The sequence below is a fragment of the Caballeronia udeis genome, assembly GCF_044909315.1.
Lineage (GTDB): Bacteria > Pseudomonadota > Gammaproteobacteria > Burkholderiales > Burkholderiaceae > Caballeronia > Caballeronia udeis_A.
Window position 1 is genome coordinate 1 of the sequence record NZ_JBIYEB010000029.1, and the last position, 16,088, is coordinate 16,088.

Annotated in this window: 17 protein-coding genes; 12 read left to right on the forward strand and 5 right to left on the reverse strand. The window is 60.7% G+C overall.

Annotated features, from left to right (window positions below):
* Nucleotides 1-127: 127 nt before the first annotated feature.
* The 8 genes from ABH944_RS34090 (at nt 128) to ABH944_RS34125 (ending at nt 7,786) form a co-directional block, all read left to right on the forward strand.
* Nucleotides 128-637 carry a GNAT family N-acetyltransferase gene (locus ABH944_RS34090; protein WP_404612125.1) on the forward strand — a complete coding sequence of 170 codons (510 nt, stop codon included), beginning with the start codon at nt 128-130 and terminating at the stop codon, nt 635-637.
* Nucleotides 634-1,590: a class I SAM-dependent methyltransferase gene (locus ABH944_RS34095; protein ID WP_404612123.1), complete on the forward strand. Its 957-nt coding sequence runs from the start codon at nt 634-636 to the stop codon at nt 1,588-1,590. The genes ABH944_RS34090 and ABH944_RS34095 overlap by 4 nt, the downstream gene beginning before the upstream one ends.
* Nucleotides 1,591-1,958: 368 nt before the next feature.
* Nucleotides 1,959-2,957: a DUF1254 domain-containing protein gene (locus tag ABH944_RS34100; protein WP_404612141.1), complete on the forward strand. Its 999-nt coding sequence runs from the start codon at nt 1,959-1,961 to the stop codon at nt 2,955-2,957.
* A gap of 537 nt (nt 2,958-3,494) precedes the next feature.
* Nucleotides 3,495-4,112, forward strand: coding sequence for a hypothetical protein (locus ABH944_RS34105; protein WP_404612121.1), 618 nt, complete (start codon nt 3,495-3,497; stop codon nt 4,110-4,112).
* A complete protein-coding gene (locus tag ABH944_RS34110; RefSeq protein WP_404612119.1) occupies nt 4,072-5,226 on the forward strand; it encodes a diguanylate cyclase in 1,155 nt (384 codons plus the stop codon). Before ABH944_RS34105 ends, ABH944_RS34110 begins: the two co-directional genes overlap by 41 nt.
* Nucleotides 5,227-5,532: 306 nt before the next feature.
* A complete protein-coding gene (locus ABH944_RS34115; RefSeq protein WP_404612139.1) occupies nt 5,533-7,077 on the forward strand; it encodes a methyl-accepting chemotaxis protein in 1,545 nt (514 codons plus the stop codon).
* A 155-nt stretch (nt 7,078-7,232) separates the two neighbouring features.
* Nucleotides 7,233-7,454: a type II toxin-antitoxin system HicA family toxin gene (locus tag ABH944_RS34120; RefSeq protein ID WP_404659628.1), complete on the forward strand. Its 222-nt coding sequence runs from the start codon at nt 7,233-7,235 to the stop codon at nt 7,452-7,454.
* An 8-nt stretch (nt 7,455-7,462) separates the two neighbouring features.
* Nucleotides 7,463-7,786: a type II toxin-antitoxin system HicB family antitoxin gene (locus tag ABH944_RS34125; protein WP_404612115.1), complete on the forward strand. Its 324-nt coding sequence runs from the start codon at nt 7,463-7,465 to the stop codon at nt 7,784-7,786.
* A 169-nt stretch (nt 7,787-7,955) separates the two neighbouring features.
* On the opposite strand, the gene ABH944_RS34130 is transcribed toward ABH944_RS34125, so the two are convergent.
* From ABH944_RS34130 to ABH944_RS34140, 3 genes are read right to left on the reverse strand one after another with little or no spacing between them, the layout of a single operon-like run.
* Complete coding sequence (locus tag ABH944_RS34130; protein WP_404612113.1) at nt 7,956-8,501, reverse strand: cyclic nucleotide-binding domain-containing protein; 546 nt, start codon at nt 8,499-8,501, stop codon at nt 7,956-7,958.
* Nucleotides 8,498-9,391, reverse strand: a complete 894-nt coding sequence (locus tag ABH944_RS34135; RefSeq protein WP_404612111.1) for an SDR family oxidoreductase — start codon at nt 9,389-9,391, stop codon at nt 8,498-8,500. The genes ABH944_RS34130 and ABH944_RS34135 overlap by 4 nt, the downstream gene beginning before the upstream one ends.
* Nucleotides 9,392-9,434: 43 nt before the next feature.
* Entirely contained in the window at nt 9,435-10,178 is a 744-nt protein-coding gene (locus tag ABH944_RS34140) for an SDR family oxidoreductase (RefSeq protein WP_404612109.1), read from the reverse strand.
* A gap of 124 nt (nt 10,179-10,302) precedes the next feature.
* Between ABH944_RS34140 and ABH944_RS34145 the strand changes: the two genes are divergently transcribed.
* Together ABH944_RS34145 and ABH944_RS34150 are read left to right on the forward strand one after the other, a co-directional pair.
* A complete protein-coding gene (locus tag ABH944_RS34145; protein ID WP_404612107.1) occupies nt 10,303-11,223 on the forward strand; it encodes a LysR family transcriptional regulator in 921 nt (306 codons plus the stop codon).
* 111 nt (nt 11,224-11,334) lie between these two features.
* Nucleotides 11,335-12,414: an alpha/beta hydrolase family protein gene (locus ABH944_RS34150; protein ID WP_404612105.1), complete on the forward strand. Its 1,080-nt coding sequence runs from the start codon at nt 11,335-11,337 to the stop codon at nt 12,412-12,414.
* Between the two features lie 196 nt (nt 12,415-12,610).
* Here the strand turns inward: ABH944_RS34150 and ABH944_RS34155 are convergent, their stop codons facing one another.
* Nucleotides 12,611-13,732: an NADH:flavin oxidoreductase gene (locus ABH944_RS34155; protein WP_404612103.1), complete on the reverse strand. Its 1,122-nt coding sequence runs from the start codon at nt 13,730-13,732 to the stop codon at nt 12,611-12,613.
* 96 nt (nt 13,733-13,828) lie between these two features.
* On the opposite strand from ABH944_RS34155, the gene ABH944_RS34160 reads away from it, so the two are divergent.
* Complete coding sequence (locus tag ABH944_RS34160) at nt 13,829-14,224, forward strand: winged helix-turn-helix transcriptional regulator (RefSeq protein WP_404612102.1); 396 nt, start codon at nt 13,829-13,831, stop codon at nt 14,222-14,224.
* Nucleotides 14,225-14,311: 87 nt separating this feature from the next.
* Here ABH944_RS34160 and ABH944_RS34165 read toward each other — a convergent pair whose 3' ends face one another.
* Complete coding sequence (locus ABH944_RS34165; protein WP_404612101.1) at nt 14,312-15,229, reverse strand: AraC family transcriptional regulator; 918 nt, start codon at nt 15,227-15,229, stop codon at nt 14,312-14,314.
* Between the two features lie 101 nt (nt 15,230-15,330).
* On the opposite strand from ABH944_RS34165, the gene ABH944_RS34170 reads away from it, so the two are divergent.
* Nucleotides 15,331-16,080 (forward strand): SDR family oxidoreductase, encoded by a 750-nt coding sequence (locus ABH944_RS34170; RefSeq protein WP_404612100.1) that lies wholly within the window; start codon nt 15,331-15,333, stop codon nt 16,078-16,080.
* The last annotated feature ends 8 nt before the right edge of the window (nt 16,081-16,088 follow it).

Consider the following 16,088-nt stretch of genomic DNA (forward strand, 5'->3'; position numbering starts at 1 on the left):
ATCAACCGTCGGCATGCCGTCCGTTCTGCTACCAACACATTGTACGAACCAGAATCCTTTATAAACCACTGGACAGGTCAAATACATATCAGTGTAGTGGCTTCCGAATAATCGCGACCCATCGCACATGATCACAATCCGTCTCCTCGGCCCCGGCGACGCCGGGTGTTTTAAATCCCTGCGCCTCGTCGCGGTAGATAACGCTCCAACGGCCATATGGCCGACACGCGAGGAAGAAGAGGCGCGAACGATTGAACAAACCGCTGCCCGCATTCAACCGACCGCAACGCAAGCCGTATTTGGAGCGTTTGCCGGTGCATCGTTGGTCGGTATCACAGGCGTGCGTCGGGAACCTCTCGCCCAGGTCAGCCACAAAGCCACTATCTGGGGAGTATTCGTCGAACCCGGGTATCGCGGGCAAGGGATTGCGCAGTCGCTGCTGGCGGCAGCGACCGCACACGCGTCACACGACTGGAACAGTGTTCAGCTCATGCTATGCGTGAACGCGGAAAACGTGGCCGCGAAGATGCTTTATACCAGCCACGGCTTCGCGACTTTCGGCATCGAGCCATGTGCCATGCAAGTTGATGGCCGCTTCTATAGCGAAGAACACATGGTAAAAAGATTGAAGGAGTGACCCGCGACATCACGCCGGCGTACCCGCCCGATCCGAACCCAATCAATCCAGCCTGTTCATTCTTCCAGGCATGGAGGAACATGATGACGATTCAGCACGAGAACATAGTCAGGACTGGCGAGCCCAGCCGCACTGCTTCACGAGTCGCCATGCTTCGGGCCGTGCATCAATTGCTTGACGAACCCGTCGTATTCGACGATCCGGTGGCGCTGCCCATCCTCGGTCCAAAAATCGAGGCTGAGCTGCGTGCAGATCCCTTCCGCTACAACGACCCCATGTCGCGCGGCCTACGCGGAAATCTGGTCGTTCGCAGCCGGTTTGCGGAAGATGAGCTGGCTCGTGCAGTGGCGAGCGGGGTACGGCAGTACGTGATCCTTGGCGCAGGGCTCGACACCTTCGCCTACCGCAACCCCCACGAGGCAACGGGCCTCCGTGTGTTCGAGGTTGACCATCCTTCCACGCAGCAGTGGAAGCAGCGTTGCCTGCAAAACGCCGGCATTCCCCTGCCGGAAAACCTGACCTGCGCTCCCGTCGATTTCGAGCATGAAACGCTGCCGCAAGGCTTGGAGAGCGCCGGCTTTCGAGCCGACCTTCCGGCATGCTTTTCTTGGCTGGGCGTGACCATGTATCTCACCGAGGAGGCGATCATGGGGTCGCTGGGCTTCGTCGCAAGCCTGCCCAAAGGCAGCTCGATCAGCTTCGACTTCCGGGTAGCCTCTTCAATGCTCGATCCGGTTCAGCGGGTCATTGGCGAGGTCATGGGGCGACGCGCGGCTGCCGTGGGCGAGCCATGGGTGTCGGCGTTCGAGCCTGCCTTACTACGTCAACAGGTGCTCAGCCTGGGTTTCACCGAGGCAGAAACCATCGAGCCCGATGAGTTGAATCAGCGTTACCTGCATCGTCGCAAGGACGGATTGCGCACCAGCGGTCGACTCATGCGCGCGCGAATGTGAACCCCATCCAGGACGCTCTCCGATTGGCAACCGTCAGCCCGCTACGAGCGGGCATTCGACTGGCATCACCCGATTGCCTTGTCTCCGTGCCGTTTCATCAATGTCGATTTGGCATAGGCAAGGATAAAACCCGCACGCACTCCTCCCAATTCCCTCGCGGATTCAGTTCAAACTGCGTTGTGCCGCGTCGAATGACCGCCGCTTGATCGCTTCGATTGCGCTTAGTTGACGTTTCTGATATCGGTCCGGTACAGGGCCGTCCTGATGGATCTGGTGATCGGCCATCGACCGTCCCTGCCCGCAACTGAAAGGAATGTCCTGTGAAACGAATCCTGACGACCACCTGCTTCATTGGCGCCGCTATCGCCATGCTTGGCACAGCGCATGCGCAAACTGCCGCCACACCTCCCGCCGGAACCGCTGTTCCCGTGACTGTCGACAACTTCGTCCGTGCCGAGTCCGACATGTACGTCAACGCCTTGGCCAAGCAGGGAGGCCTGGGCAAATTCCTGCATCGGAGAGAGCCGGCATCGATTGCTCACCAGACCGTCATCCGGCTCGATCGTGACACGCTCTATTCGTCCGGTGTCTTCGACCTTGACGCAGGACCGGTGACAATCACCATGCCTGATCCGGGCAAGCGCTTCATGGCCATGCAGGTCATCAACGAGGATCACTACACCCCGAACGTGTTCTACGGTGCGGGCACCCATATCCTGACGCGGGAGAACGTGGGCACGCGTTACATGGTCGTCGCCATTCGCACCTTGGTGGACCCGGGCAGCCCGGACGATATCAAGCAGGTCCACGTGCTGCAGGACGGTGTCCAGGTCAGCCAGGCAGGCCCGGGCAAGCTTGAAACGCCCAACTGGGACGCGGCAAGCCAAAAGAAGGTACGCGATGCACTCCTGATCCTGGCTTCGACAATCCCGGACTTCAAGGGCGCGTTCGGCACCAAGGCCGAAGTCGACCCCGTACGCCGGCTGGTGGGCGCAGCGGCAGCCTGGGGCGGCAATCCGGACAAGGACGCAACCTATCTCAACTTCACGCCGGCCGGCAACGACGGAAAAACCATCTACAGGCTGAGCGCCAAGGACGTGCCGGTCGATGGCTTCTGGTCCGTTAGCGTGTACGATGCCAAAGGCTACTACGAGCCCAATGCGGCCGGTGCTTATTCGCTCAACAACGTCACCGCGAAGAAAGCTGCTGACGGGACAATCAACATCCAGTTCGGCGGCTGCGACGAAAAAACGGCGAACTGCCTGCCGATCACACCGGGATGGAACTACATGGTTCGCCGCTATCGTCCTCAGCCGCAGGTGTTGAACGGCAACTGGCACTTCCCCGAAGCGCAACCGGCCAGTTAAATCAGTCGACGCTTTTGGCATGGCGGCGAGGCGAGTCTATCTGAGCGGACTTCAATCTCGCTGCCTGCATGTCCGGTAATTCCGCCTCATGAATCGGGTATTAGTAAGGATTCCTTCTATTTACCGTGACGAGCTGCCAGGCATCCATTCAGCATCTCAGCCCACCGTGCGCGCTTTCATGCCGGGCGCGATCTTCCCGATCTTCCAGACCCTCGATCACCGCCAGTCATCCCCCTCTTCGATCTTCGTGCTTCAATAGAAGTGCCCGTCAGCAAGATTCGAAAGAAAGCCGACCTGGCAGCTAGACCGTGCCTGGTGCAATAATTTGCGTTTCGGCCATTGCTGATGCCGCTGCTGCAAGGTGGCGCCCGCGCCGCAATTGACGTGACAGCGCTGGCACGTTAACTGCTGAGTGGCTGGATTACCTCCGCGCGTTGCGGGGGCCATTCTGTCAGCAGCTTCACACCCCGGAATTCTGCGCAATTGTATGAACTGATTTCGTCGAAATATCAGACGAAATGATTGGAGAGTGTTGTGATGTCCAAGCATACCGAGTTGCCGTCGGAGACCGACGGATCCGATTCAGACTTCAACTCCGACACCGACCCCGCGCTTGCCCGAACGCCCATACGATTCGGACGGCTCGCGCTTTGGATCGCCTCGGCAAGCGCACTGACAATCGGAGTCATGGGTACGGTCGCGTATGGCGTCTGGTTCAACCAGGATCAGCACGCCTATGCCGAAGCCATGGAGCACGCCCGGCAGACGCTCTGGCTGGCCGCGCCGGTGCCGGCTCCTGCACCTGAACCAGCTCAGGCGGCGCAACAGGTGGCTTCGTCCGAGTATGTCGAGGCGCCCGCGCCTGTGCCCGCTCCCCCGTCTCGTGCAGTCGCCATTGCCAACGCCGATCTGAACGCGCCTGTGTCATCCACCCAGCTCGATCGCGCCGTCTCGCTTTCAGATTCTGCCGCGCCCAAACTCGCTGTCACACATCATGTTCGAGGAAGTTGTACTGCGAACGAGGAACATCGTCGTCCGGTGTCGCGCGTCAAGTCGAATGGCGCTCTGTTCACCCGCATGGGTTCATTTTTTCATCGCGTAAGCTACCGGCAGCATGGCACCGAAAGCCAGCGAGATATCTACGCCCATCCGTGAGCAACGGCACACCGGCTACAAACCTGTCCCCCCTGTTCGTTTCAGGCCAGGTCCGGCAACGATCGCCTTCGTTTCCTTCGTGTGCCTGCTGATTGGCCTGCTGTTCCTCGCCTTGCAAATCAGGACGATCTTCTCGGATCAGCTAAAGCAGGAATACAGCGGGCTCGTTCTCGAAGGAATCGAACGGGCGGAAAGTGCCCGCACGGTGGTCCGCGTCCGGCAACAACAAGCCGATAACAGCAACGCGGAATCAGGGCGAGCGGAACAATCGGCCGACTATCGGCAGGCACGGATCAACCTCGCCGCCCGCCTCGCTTCGCTCGCGGCATTGGTGAATGCGAGTCCTTCGGCGGCACCCCGTATCCCTCAATCAGCGTTGTCCCCGGACGCAAATCTCGACGACACAGATACGCTGCTCGCCGTCCAGTCCGTCTACTGGCGAGCGCAGCGCAATCATGACAGCACCGACGCACGCACTCGCATTACCCGCGTGGCGAGCACGTTGATCGTGTTGTCGGCGTTGGTATTCGGCGCGCTGATCACCGCGCTGGGAATGTATGCAAAACGCACGCGCCAACTGGCGGGCGAATCGCACAAGTTCGAGTACGCAGCGCTGCACGATGCAATGACCGGCTTGCCCAACCGACGGAAATTGTTTGCCACGCTGGCGGAGACGGCAGCGGCGGTGTCCCGCAATCCGGCACGCCGTAAAATGGCAGTTTTTTATATCGATCTGGACGGATTCAAACAGATCAACGACTCGCTCGGCCACCGGGTCGGCGATGAATTCCTGATCGCCGTATCCCGGCGTTTTCGTCAGACGGTGCGAGTGGTTGACGTGGTAGCCCGCTTTGGCGGCGACGAGTTCGTGGTGCTGATCCGCGAGTTTTCAACAAACGCCGAACTGGACGCTATTGCACAGCGCCTGATCGATTGCGTGCGCCAGACGGACGAGCAGATGGGCGTTGGATTTGTCCGCGCCAGCATCGGCATAGCGAGCTTTCCCGATCCCGTTCGCGACTACCATCAGCTCGTCGCCGTGGCGGACGAAACCATGTACCAGGTGAAGCGCAACGGCAAGAACGGCTACGCGTTCGCCACACGGACGACCTGAGCGACGCGCCGGGCCGGGCCGGATCGTATTGATCCCGCCATCACGCACTTTCCGCGCAGCATCCCCCGCTTATCGACAAAACGCACAGAATCTGAAGGCGCACATTTCCCGATGTCGCCATCGCTTGACCTGCGTGAAAATCGCGTAACGAGCCCTATCGACTAGCCGGCCTGTTCTGGCGATCGGTGTGACCCGCCCGGCCAGAAACCGGCATCGTCTACTGTTTATTCAAGAAAACTAAACGATACCAGCCGAAGGCCCAACCGAGGAAACCCACGCGTGCCGTGTTTGCCCGCCATCAAGACCATGCTCAAGAACTTTACGATACGCCGCGGACTCACCATTACCATCGCCGGTTATACGCTCGCGCTCGTGGCGGTGCTGCTTGCCGCCGCTTTGTGCCTGCGCCAGAGCAACCAGGCGCTCGAACAGATGGTCGCCACCGATACCGTCGCCATCACGCATCTCAAGACGAGTTCGCAACGGTTGCTGCAAGTGCGCCTTTCGCTCGGCAGCTTCGAGACGCTGTTCATGCTCGGCAAGGCTGGCGACGACCTGCTGCCCAACGCACGCAAGACGCTTAAAGCAAGCGATGCCGAGTTCGATGCGTACCTCGCCAAGCCGCGCGACCCGCAGGAAGAGCCGCTCGTGCAGGCTGCCAGGACCGCGCGCGACGCGTTGATCGCAAAGGCGCTCAACCTTGAATTCGATGCCCTCGCGCAAAACGACTTCACGACGTTCCGCACGCTCCAGGTTCAGACGGCGGACGGTTTATATGCCACCTACGACCACGCGATGTCCGCTCTGGAAGCGTTCCAGATTGCGCATCAGCAAGACCGTTTTGCGCGGGCGCAGGCTCAGTTCCACACGATGGCGACGGCGGCCGTGATTGTCGCGGCGTTGGCGCTGGTACTGGGGTTCATCGCGCGCGCTGCGTTGAGCGCGGCGGTGATGAAGCCGATCGAGTCGGCGATCCATCACTTCGAACAGATTGCCGCGGGCGATCTGACGGCGAGCATCGACGCGTCGCGCAACAACGAAATGGGTCGCCTGTTTGCGGCGCTCGGCAAGATGCAGCAGGGGCTGGTGGGGACGGTGCAGCAGGTGCGCGGCGGCACCGGGGCGATCTCGCATGGCGCTCGTGAAATCGCGGCGGGCAACATCGATTTGTCGCAACGCACGGAGGAGCAAGCGGCTTCGTTGCAGCAAACGGCGTCGAGCATGGAGCAGCTGACCGCAACCGTCCGCCAGAACGCCGACAACGCGCGGCAGGCGAGCGAGCTGGCCGTCGATGCATCGGCGACAGCCGTGCGTGGCGGCACGGTCGTGGGCAAGGTCGTTCATACGATGGACGACATAGCGACGAGTTCCACGCGGATTGCGGACATCATCGGCGTGATCGAGGGGATTGCATTCCAGACGAATATTCTCGCGTTGAACGCAGCGGTGGAAGCCGCGCGGGCGGGTGAGGAAGGGCGCGGTTTTGCGGTGGTCGCCGGTGAAGTGCGCAACCTCGCGCAACGCAGCGCCGCCGCCGCAAAGGAGATCAAGGAACTGATCAATGCATCGGCGGACAAGGTGCAAGCCGGCAACGCGCTGGCGGGACAAGCGGGCCAGACCATGAGCGAAGTGGTCGCGGCGGTGAAGCGGGTGTCGGACATCATCAGCGAAATCAGCGCGGCGTCGAACGAGCAGACTGGCGGCATTGAACAGATCAACCGCGCGGTCGCGCAAATGGACGAGGTGACGCAGCAGAATGCGGCACTGGTGGAAGAAGCGGCAGCCGCGGCGGCGTCGCTGGAGCAGCAAGCGGCGCAGCTGGATGTCGCGGTGGCGGTGTTTCGGGTTTAGGGGGATTCACGGCGGCGTTCCTGCCGCAGCGCGGTCATCACTCACTGGTACGAGCCCAGATTGCTCGTCTCATCTAAAGCTGACTCATCTCAAATGATATCAATTTGTGATATCATTTGATAATGAAAGCCAGGCATAGGAAGACGCTCGAAGCGATGTTCAGAAAGCCCACGAACGGCGGTATTGTTTTCGCGGAAATTGAATCACTGGTCATCGCGCTTGGCGGTGAGGTACGGGAGGGCTCTGGCTCACGAGTCGCATTCGAGTTGAACGATCGCCGCCGATATCTGCATCGTCCGCATCCAGGCAAGGATGCCAAGAAGTATCAGGTGGAAGAAGTGCGAGAGTGGTTTATCGAATTGGAGGTGAAGCCGTGATAAACGCAATGAACTATAAGGGGTATCTTGCGCGGGTCGAATTCGATCCGCGCGACAACATTTTCGTCGGACGTGTGCTCGGTGTATCGGAACACATCAGCTTCCACGGTGAGACCGTGCTTGAGTTGACCACCGGGTTTCATGAGGCAGTCGATCACTATCTCGAGGATTGCGCCAAGACGGGGCGCGATCCGCAAAAACCGGCATCGGGCAAACTCATGTTGCGGATAAGACCGGAAGTCCATGCTGCCGTGGGCATAGCTGCCGCAGCCGCTGGAAAAAGCATCAGCCAGTGGGCTGACGAAGTATTGGCGCGCGCTTCGCATGCCTAATAACCTCGCTTTTTCGTGATATCCCCGAGGGTCAAAGATTCTTCTGTATCAGCTAGGTTGCAATAACGAAACGCCCGACGGCAAGATCGGGCGTTTCGTTTTTCCATCTGCCAGAAGCTGCTTGCTGCCCCCGATATTGCCAGTACGTGGCGATCGAACTCGCAAAGTTTCATCGTTCCCCCGCCGGAACCGCCGCAAACACCTTCGCGTAATAACCCCGCCCTTGGCGCAGGTGCGGCTCAAAAGCGAATCCACGGCTCAGCATGTCGTTCATATCGGCGTGGATGATCTTCATCACGTAGCTATGTTCCGTGGTGACCAACCGGCAATTCCCCGATGCCTCCGCCGCGCTGAACCACTTGCCCGCATCGGCATGACCCGCCGGGTAGGTATGTTCATCGTGTTCCACTTGCCAGCGGCCATCGAGCAGGATCCAGAAGTCATCGCTCTTATCCGCCGCTGAACAATCCGCGACCACCGTGCCCGCCTGCGCTTCCCACTCGCGCGAATGACCGATGGTCCAGCGCAACTGCTCCGTATCAAGCCCCGTAAAAAACGGCGTCTTCCTGAGCAGATACAAATACGTCGTCGATGCTTTCATGGTCTTGCCCTCCTGTTGCGCGTAGCCCTGCTGCTGACCGCAAGCAGCGGTCAGCATAAGAAAGCCGAGCCAGGCGCCGCGAACGATACGCCCGGCCCTTGTCACGCTTATCATCGCGACACCTTCGCTTCCAGCAGATCGCCCATGCCGATGCGCTTCGCGAAGTCAATCCGCACCCGCTCGGACACCTCCAGCACTTGCGCCGCGCCATCGCCGACAAAATCGATCACCGAACGCATTGGCCGCGTACCCTTGGCAAGCCCGACGATGCGCACGACCTCATCCGCGACCGCCTTGGGATCGGCGTCAGGCGGCGTCAAAGCGGTCAAACGCTCGCCGATCTGGTCCATCACGCCGTCGTATCGGGCATAGGCTTCGGCCCTTGCCGAGTCTGCAGGTTTGCCCGCGCTCGGGAAGTGGTCGGTGCCGCTGGTGAAGGCACCGGGCACGACGATGGATGTCTCCACGCCAAACCGCGCCAGTTCATAAGAGAGCGTGACGGCAAGCGAATCTATCGCCGCCTTGGCCGCGCCGTAAGGGCCCATGAACGGAGGGAAACCACCCTTGGTCGTGGTGCTGCTGATCCACAGCACCAGCCCGGATTCCTGCCGGCGCATGGTTGGCAGCACTGCACGGTTGACGCGCTGCGCGCCGAACAGATTGGTGTCGAACACCTTCATCATTTCTTCCGGCGTGAACGCCTCTGACGGACCGACCACCAGATGTCCCGCGTTCTGCATCACCACGTCGATCCTGCCCTGCTCGCGGACGATGGCCGCAGCCGCTGCATCGGCGGAATCCTGCGAGAGCACGTCGAGTTCCAGCGGCATCAACGAGATGCCCTTCTGCGCCGATATAGCGCGCAATTCATCGGCACGTCCGCGATTGCGGCCTTCTACGTCGCGCATGCTCGCGTACACAACGTGCCCTGCTTCGGCCAGCGCCAGCGCGCTCAACTTGCCGATACCCGTGCCTGCACCCGTTACCAGAATGACTGATTTCATGATGTTCTCCGATATATTTAGCTAAGCTGATGTTTTTTATTTATTAAGCGATACCGCCGTTGGCGCGCAGGATCTGGCCGTTGACCCAGCCCGCATCCGGACCGGCGAGGAACGACACGACCGAAGCAATATCTTCGGGCTGGCCAAGGCGTTGCAGCGGCGGCATCTTCGCGAAGGTCTGGATTTGTTCTTCGGTCTTGCCATCGAGGAAAAGCGAGGTGGCGATCGGACCGGGAGCAACCGCGTTCACCGTGATGTTGCGGCCGCGCAGTTCCTTCGCGAACACATGCGTGAATGCTTCCACGGCTGCTTTCGTTGCGTTGTAGACGGCGTAGCCGGGCATGTTCAGGGCAAGCGTCGTGCTCGAGAAATTGATGATCCGGCCACCATCGTTCATCCGCGCCGCCGCTTCGCGCAGCGTGTTGAAGGTGCCGCGAACGTTGATGCCGAAGGTCTGGTCGTAGAGCGCGTCGGAGGTGTCCGCCAGCGGGACCGTCTTCAGCACGCCGGCGTTGTTCACCAGCACGTCGATCTTGCCGAGCTGCTGTTCGGTTGCCTCGAACATGGCGCGGACTTCGTCGGCATTCGATACATCGGCCTTGATCGCGATCGCCTTCGTGCCCAGCGCAGCGAGTTCCGCGACGAGCGCGTCGGCTTCTTTGGAACTCGATGCGTAGTTGACGGCTACTGCAAAACCGTCGTTGGCGAGACGCCGCGCCACTGCTGCGCCAATACCGCGCGATGCGCCCGTGACAATGGCTACCTGGCTGTTCTTTACGGTGTTCATGATTCGCTCCTGTGGGTTGGTGAGTGCGTGGAATGAAGTATTGATCATTCACATCGATTGATAATTAGCCTTAATTTAGTAATATCATTCCATTTACTTTAACAATTCAAGCTCGCGAGTCGCTATGGACCGGTTTCAGGAAATGCAGGTGTTTATCCGTATCGCCGAGCGCAGCAGCTTCACGCAGGCCGCCGACGACTTGCAGATACCGCGCGCCACGGTGACCAACCTGCTGAAGCGCATGGAGGAGCGGCTGGGAACGCGGCTGCTTGAGCGCACCACGCGCACGGTGCGCCTGACGCACGACGGCGAGGCGTTCTACCGGCGCTGCGTGCGGCTGGTGGCGGACATGGAGGAAGCGGAGGGGTCGTTCCGCAACGTTGCGCCGAAGGGTCTGCTGCGCGTGAATTTGCAGGGGACGCTTGCCCGGCATTTCGTGGTGCCGGCGCTGCCTGATTTCATCGCGCAGTACCCGGACATCGAACTGCAGATTGGCGAGGACGACCGGCTGGTGGATCTGGTGCGTGAAGGCATCGACTGCGTGCTGCGGGCCGGGACGCTTCAGGATTCGTCGATGGTCGGACGCCGCGTGGCCGCGATGGAGCAGGTCACGGTGGCGAGTCCCGCCTATCTGAAGCAGTTTGGGGAGCCGGAGACGCTCGAGGGCTTAAGCGCGCACCGGGCGGTGAATTATCTGTCGAGCGGATCGGGGCGCGCCTTGCCAATGGAATTTACCGTCGATGGCCGCGTGGTCGAGATTCAACTTGCCGCGGTTGTGTCGGTGACAGGCGCGGATCTGTACACCGGCTCGGCGGTGGCGGGACTGGGACTGGTGCAGGTGCCGCGATACCGGGTGATGGGGGAACTATCGGCGAGGAAACTGAAGGTCGTGCTCGATGCGTTTCCACCGCCCCCCATGCCGGTTTCGGTTCTGTATCCGCAGAACCGGCAGTTATCGGCGAGGGTCCGCGTGTTTGCGCAATGGGTCAGGGAGATTTTTGAAGCGGCGGGTTCAGGCCATCGCACAGACACCCCTCTTCCATGAATGATTCCGCACCACGACTAACAATCAGCGAATGGCCAAGGCAGCGGTCGTACGACATGGTCGTGCAGATCGGCGACAATCAATGCATCACAACAACCCACGGAGACGATCGTGCAGATACCTGGACGTTTAACGACGCTGATGCGCATGGCAAGCCTGTCACTGACGTTGATGTGTATGTCGGCCGGCGCCGTCGATCTGCAGGGACCACTCACGATCAAGTCCGAGGGCAGTTTTTTTATCGGCGGAACGGTGAAGAACACAGCCAACCTTGGCGGCAAGGAGACCGATCCCAAGGTCACACAGGAAGGCCAGATCACAACCGGGCAAATGTATGTCCAGTACCAGGTTCCGGCTAGCGCGGACCACCTTCCGATTGTCTTGGTTCATGGTGGCGGTCTTAGCGGACAAGCCTACGACACGACACCGGACGGACGCATGGGGTGGATGGAATATTTCCTTCGAAACGCTCGTCCGGTCTACGCCGTAGACCAGGCAGGCCGCGGTCGTTCGGGGTTCGATGCTACGGTGTACAACGCAGCCAGGTCCGGAAGCATTAACGCTCACGACGCGCCGCCGATCCAGATCATCGGCCATGAATTCGCCTGGACCTGGTTTCGCATCGGACCAAAGTTCGGTACACCGTTTGCCGATACGCAGTTCCCGGTAGAGGCAGTCGACGCGTTCTACAAAATGTGGATCCCCGATCTGAACGCCGCCTTGCCCGACCCGAATCCGAGCTACGCCGACCTCGCTGCGCTCTCGGTCAAGTTGGGGGGCGCCGTCTTGATCGGACACTCCGAGTCATTCATGTTCCCGGAGCGGGCAGCCCTGCTCAAGCCGGCGAACGTGAAAGGGATCATCAGTCTGGAAAGTGGCTATGCCTGTAACACGTCATTCACGGCGCAAGAAAAGACAACGCTCGCCGGCATTCCTATTCTGATTGTGTTTGCGGATCACCAGGCAGATGCCCCCGAGCCATTTGGTTCGCGCTGGACGACGTCGATGGCGCAATGCCGCGCTTTCGCTGCCAGCATTCGTCAGGAAGGAGGTGACGTGACCTTTTTGCATCTTCCCGAAGCCGGTATCCACGGCAACTCGCATATGTTCATGCTCGACAAGAACAATCTGCAGATCGCGGATTTATTGCTTTCCTGGATTGATCAACACGTGGAGCATGCGGCGAAGTAATAGAACGCGGAGCACTGCGACAGCCTTCTCCGCACAACCGCGCTCCCCGAGGGATTCCGCTGTCTTTTTTGGCGATACGTCGAGGTCTCGGCGAATGTACTTTGCAGTCTCATTCGCCGAGGCTCCAATAGCGCGCCGGACTGTCACTCTCAACGACCGTTATCGAGCGTTCAGGCTCGATATAGCCGATCAAAGATCAGTAGAGCTCGCCCAATGCTGCCGGACTGAAGTCTTTCAAGCTGCTGGTATTGCCCGAACGAATCTTCGTCACCCATTCTGGATCGCTGAGTATCGCGCGGCCAATGGCAATCAGATCGAATTCGTCGCGTTCCATTCGTTCGAGCAAATTGTCCAGACTCGCCGGAGTGGAACTCTCGCCGCCGAACGTGCTCAGGAGATCGCCTGAGAGACCGACGGATCCCACACTGATCGTTGCAGCACCGGTCACCTTCTTTGCCCAACCCGCGAAGTTGAGTCCGTTTTCCCCATCAATTTGCGGATACTCCGCCTCCCAAAAGCGCCGTTGAGAACAATGCAGGATATCGGCGCCTGCATCCACGAGCGGGACAAGCCAGTCTGCCATTTCGTCCGGCGTGTGCGCGATCCGGACCGCATAGTCTTGCTGCTTCCATTGACTCAGCCGGAGGATGATGGCGTGGTCAGGTCCGACGGCCGCTCTTACGCTCTTGATCACTTCGACCGCGAAGCGCGATCGTTCCCGGATCGTGCTCCCGCCGAAATGGTCCGAGCGCTGGTTGGTACCGTCCCAGAAGAACTGGTCGAGCAGATAGCCATGGGCGCCGTGGATCTCCACCGCGTCGAACCCCAGTTGCTTCGACTCCGCCGCGGCACGTCCAAAGGCAGCAACCGTGTCTGCGATGTCTTCGTCGGTCATCGCCTTGCCGCGCTGTTTTTCAGGCGCGACAAGCCCGGAAGGACTTTCGACTGGCGAATCGGGAGTCCATTCGGTAAACGGATTAGGAACGGAGCCGGTGTGCCAGATCTGTGGCGCCATCTTGCCACCCGCTTCATGAACGGCCTCGATGACGTTCTTCCAGCCAGCAAGCGGCTCCTCGCCGTGGAAGAACGGAATATTCGGGTCGTTGCGCGCTGACGGGCGGTCAATCACCGTGCCCTCGGAGATGATGAGGCCGACTTGACCCAATGCCCGTCGCCGGTAGTAATCCGCGACGTTCGCGCCGGGCACGCCCTCCGGCGAGAAGGAGCGCGTCATGGGCGCCATCACAATGCGGTTTTTCAGGTTGAGCGTTTTTAGCTGAAACGGCCTGAACAATACGTCGACTGGCGAACTAGTCATTGATGAACCTCGTGACGAAAATTCGGATGGTATATCTTCTATACTAGGTGTCAACGAGGTACCACAATGCAACCAGGTAGCATTCAGGAAACCGTCATGTCCGAATTTGAACCAAAGGTGTTATCAGAGGTGTTGTCCGCGGCTGTTTGCCCCTGCCGCCTGCTGCTCGACCAGATCGCCGACAAATGGTCGGTGCTGGTCCTTGCGTCACTTCGCGGCGGGCCATTGCGATTCAACGCGATCAAGCGTCGCATCGAGGGGGTGACCCAGAAGGCCCTGACGCAATGTTTGCGACGGCTTGAGCGAAACGGAATAGTCGAGAGGCGGGTGGTCACCACTTCGCCGATTTCTGTCGAATACGAAATCACGGCGCTCGGACGTTCGGTCGATCGCCCGCTTCAAGCGCTTTATCAATGGACGTTCGAGCACCTGCCTGACGTCGAGAGAGCGAGGGCTCAGTACGACGAGCGCACGATTCCGGACGAGCGTTGATCCCGCCCGCCTGTACGTGAGCGTCAGCTATTGCCAATCGGGCCACGGACCTACATCCAGACCCGGGAACAGCTTGTTTGCGCGGTCTTACGCACTGTTTGCGGCTTCCTGCTCCTCGCGCGCGTACTGCGTAGGCGGCCGGCCGACGTGCCGCGTGAAGGCGACGCTGAAGGTGCTGGCGGAGCTGTAGCCAACGCGCTGCGCAATCTCGGCAATACGGCCTTCATTGCGGCGCAACAGGTCCTTCGCGAGTGCCATGCGCCAGGTGAGCAGATACTCCATCGGCGCGATGCCGACCGCGCGGCTGAAGCGCTCGAAAAAGGTCGAGCGCGAGAGCGCGGCCTCCTTCGCGAGTTCAGCCACCGTCCACGTGTGTGTCGGGCGTTCGTGCATGCGGCGGATCGCGGCTGCGAGACGGCCATCGGCAAGTCCGCGCACCAGGCCCGGTGACGCGCTGGTTCCGGCCGCGGACCGCAGCGCCTCGATCAGCAGCACTTCCAGTAGTCGGGAGAGCACGACCTCGCGCGCGGGCCGCTGCTCGCGCGATTCCTCCCGCACAAGTTCCACGAGCGTGGCCAGCCGCCGTTCGCCGCGGACATGCACGATTTGCGGCAGCAGCGAGACCAGCAGGGACGCATCCGGCGAACCGAAGCTGCAGTGGCCCGCCATCATCCGCGCGTCGATCGGGTTGTCCGGGGCGCCGATCCTGAATTCACCGTTGCCCAGCGCGGTGGGCGTCAGCGTCTCGACGCCCGGCGGTGGCGGCTCGAGGCTGGACATCGCGACGCCGTAGGCCGCAGGAATCAGGACGAAGTCACCCGACGGGAGTTCGATTGGCGCATGTCCGTCGATCGCCATGCGGCACCCGCCCTCGAGGATCAAGCAATAGAACGGCTGGCCGGCATCCGAGCGGCTGATGCGCCAGGGGCTGGCGCAGTGGACGAGTTTGGAGAACCGGGCACCCGGCTGCAACAGCGTGACAACTTCGGCCAGCGGATCAATCATTGCCGGACTCCTGCAAATGAAATTCGGATGATTGATTGTAGCAAGTACGGTCTTGGCGATCTATCTTAGGGGTACACGCAAGCCACCCCACAGGAGTCTCCATGAAAACCGTGCTGATTACCGGCTGCTCGTCCGGATTCGGTCTCGAGATCGCCCGCTACTTCCTGGCCCGCGACTGGCAGGTTATCGCCACGATGCGCACGCCGAGCGCCGACCTGCTGCCGCCTTCGGAGCGCCTGCGCGTGCTGGCGCTTGACGTCACGAATCCTGAGAGCATTCGCGAGGCTGTCGAGGCCGCGGGCCCGATCGACGTCCTCGTCAACAACGCGGGCTTCGGCGCAGCTTCCCCGGCCGAACTCGCCCCGATCGCGACGGTGCGCGAGGTTTTCGAGACCAACACGATCGGTACGATCGCATTGACGCAAGCGGTGCTGCCCCAGTTTCGGCAGCGCAGGGCCGGCGTCGTCGTGAACGTCACGTCGAGCGTGACGCTGAAGGCACTGCCGCTGCTTGCCGCGTACCGTGCGAGCAAGGCCGCAGTGAACGCATACACCGAGTCAGTAGCGCTGGAACTCGAGCAGTTCGGCGTGCGTGCGCGACTGGTGCTGCCGGGCCGGGCGCCGGAAACCCGGTTCGCCGAGAACGCGCGCGCCCACATGCACGGCTTCGACCACGAGGCCTATGCCGATCTCGTCAATAGCGTGACGGCGCGGTTTGCGGATCCGTCTGCCGCGATCACCCGGGCGCAGGACGTCGCCGAAGCCGTGTGGCGCGCGGCGACCGACCCGTCATCCCCGATGCACATCCCGGCCGGCGTCGATGTGCAAGCATGGGCGGCCGAGGCTCGCTGATCCGGCCA

What these genes read in the sequence shown, in the direction of transcription:
- ABH944_RS34160 (WP_404612102.1), top strand. Translation starts at nt 13,829, where the DNA reads ATGTCCGAATTTGAACCAAAGGTGTTATCAGAGGTGTTGTCCGCGGCT.
- ABH944_RS34120 (WP_404659628.1), top strand. Translation starts at nt 7,233, where the DNA reads ATGTTCAGAAAGCCCACGAACGGCGGTATTGTTTTCGCGGAAATTGAA.
- ABH944_RS34090 (WP_404612125.1), top strand. Translation starts at nt 128, where the DNA reads ATGATCACAATCCGTCTCCTCGGCCCCGGCGACGCCGGGTGTTTTAAA.
- ABH944_RS34135 (WP_404612111.1), bottom strand. Translation starts at nt 9,391, where the DNA reads ATGAAATCAGTCATTCTGGTAACGGGTGCAGGCACGGGTATCGGCAAG.
- ABH944_RS34105 (WP_404612121.1), top strand. Translation starts at nt 3,495, where the DNA reads ATGTCCAAGCATACCGAGTTGCCGTCGGAGACCGACGGATCCGATTCA.
- ABH944_RS34145 (WP_404612107.1), top strand. Translation starts at nt 10,303, where the DNA reads ATGGACCGGTTTCAGGAAATGCAGGTGTTTATCCGTATCGCCGAGCGC.
- ABH944_RS34170 (WP_404612100.1), top strand. Translation starts at nt 15,331, where the DNA reads ATGAAAACCGTGCTGATTACCGGCTGCTCGTCCGGATTCGGTCTCGAG.
- ABH944_RS34110 (WP_404612119.1), top strand. Translation starts at nt 4,072, where the DNA reads ATGGCACCGAAAGCCAGCGAGATATCTACGCCCATCCGTGAGCAACGG.
- ABH944_RS34125 (WP_404612115.1), top strand. Translation starts at nt 7,463, where the DNA reads ATGAACTATAAGGGGTATCTTGCGCGGGTCGAATTCGATCCGCGCGAC.
- ABH944_RS34140 (WP_404612109.1), bottom strand. Translation starts at nt 10,178, where the DNA reads ATGAACACCGTAAAGAACAGCCAGGTAGCCATTGTCACGGGCGCATCG.
- ABH944_RS34165 (WP_404612101.1), bottom strand. Translation starts at nt 15,229, where the DNA reads ATGATTGATCCGCTGGCCGAAGTTGTCACGCTGTTGCAGCCGGGTGCC.
- ABH944_RS34100 (WP_404612141.1), top strand. Translation starts at nt 1,959, where the DNA reads ATGCTTGGCACAGCGCATGCGCAAACTGCCGCCACACCTCCCGCCGGA.
- ABH944_RS34155 (WP_404612103.1), bottom strand. Translation starts at nt 13,732, where the DNA reads ATGACTAGTTCGCCAGTCGACGTATTGTTCAGGCCGTTTCAGCTAAAA.
- ABH944_RS34130 (WP_404612113.1), bottom strand. Translation starts at nt 8,501, where the DNA reads ATGATAAGCGTGACAAGGGCCGGGCGTATCGTTCGCGGCGCCTGGCTC.
- ABH944_RS34115 (WP_404612139.1), top strand. Translation starts at nt 5,533, where the DNA reads ATGCTCAAGAACTTTACGATACGCCGCGGACTCACCATTACCATCGCC.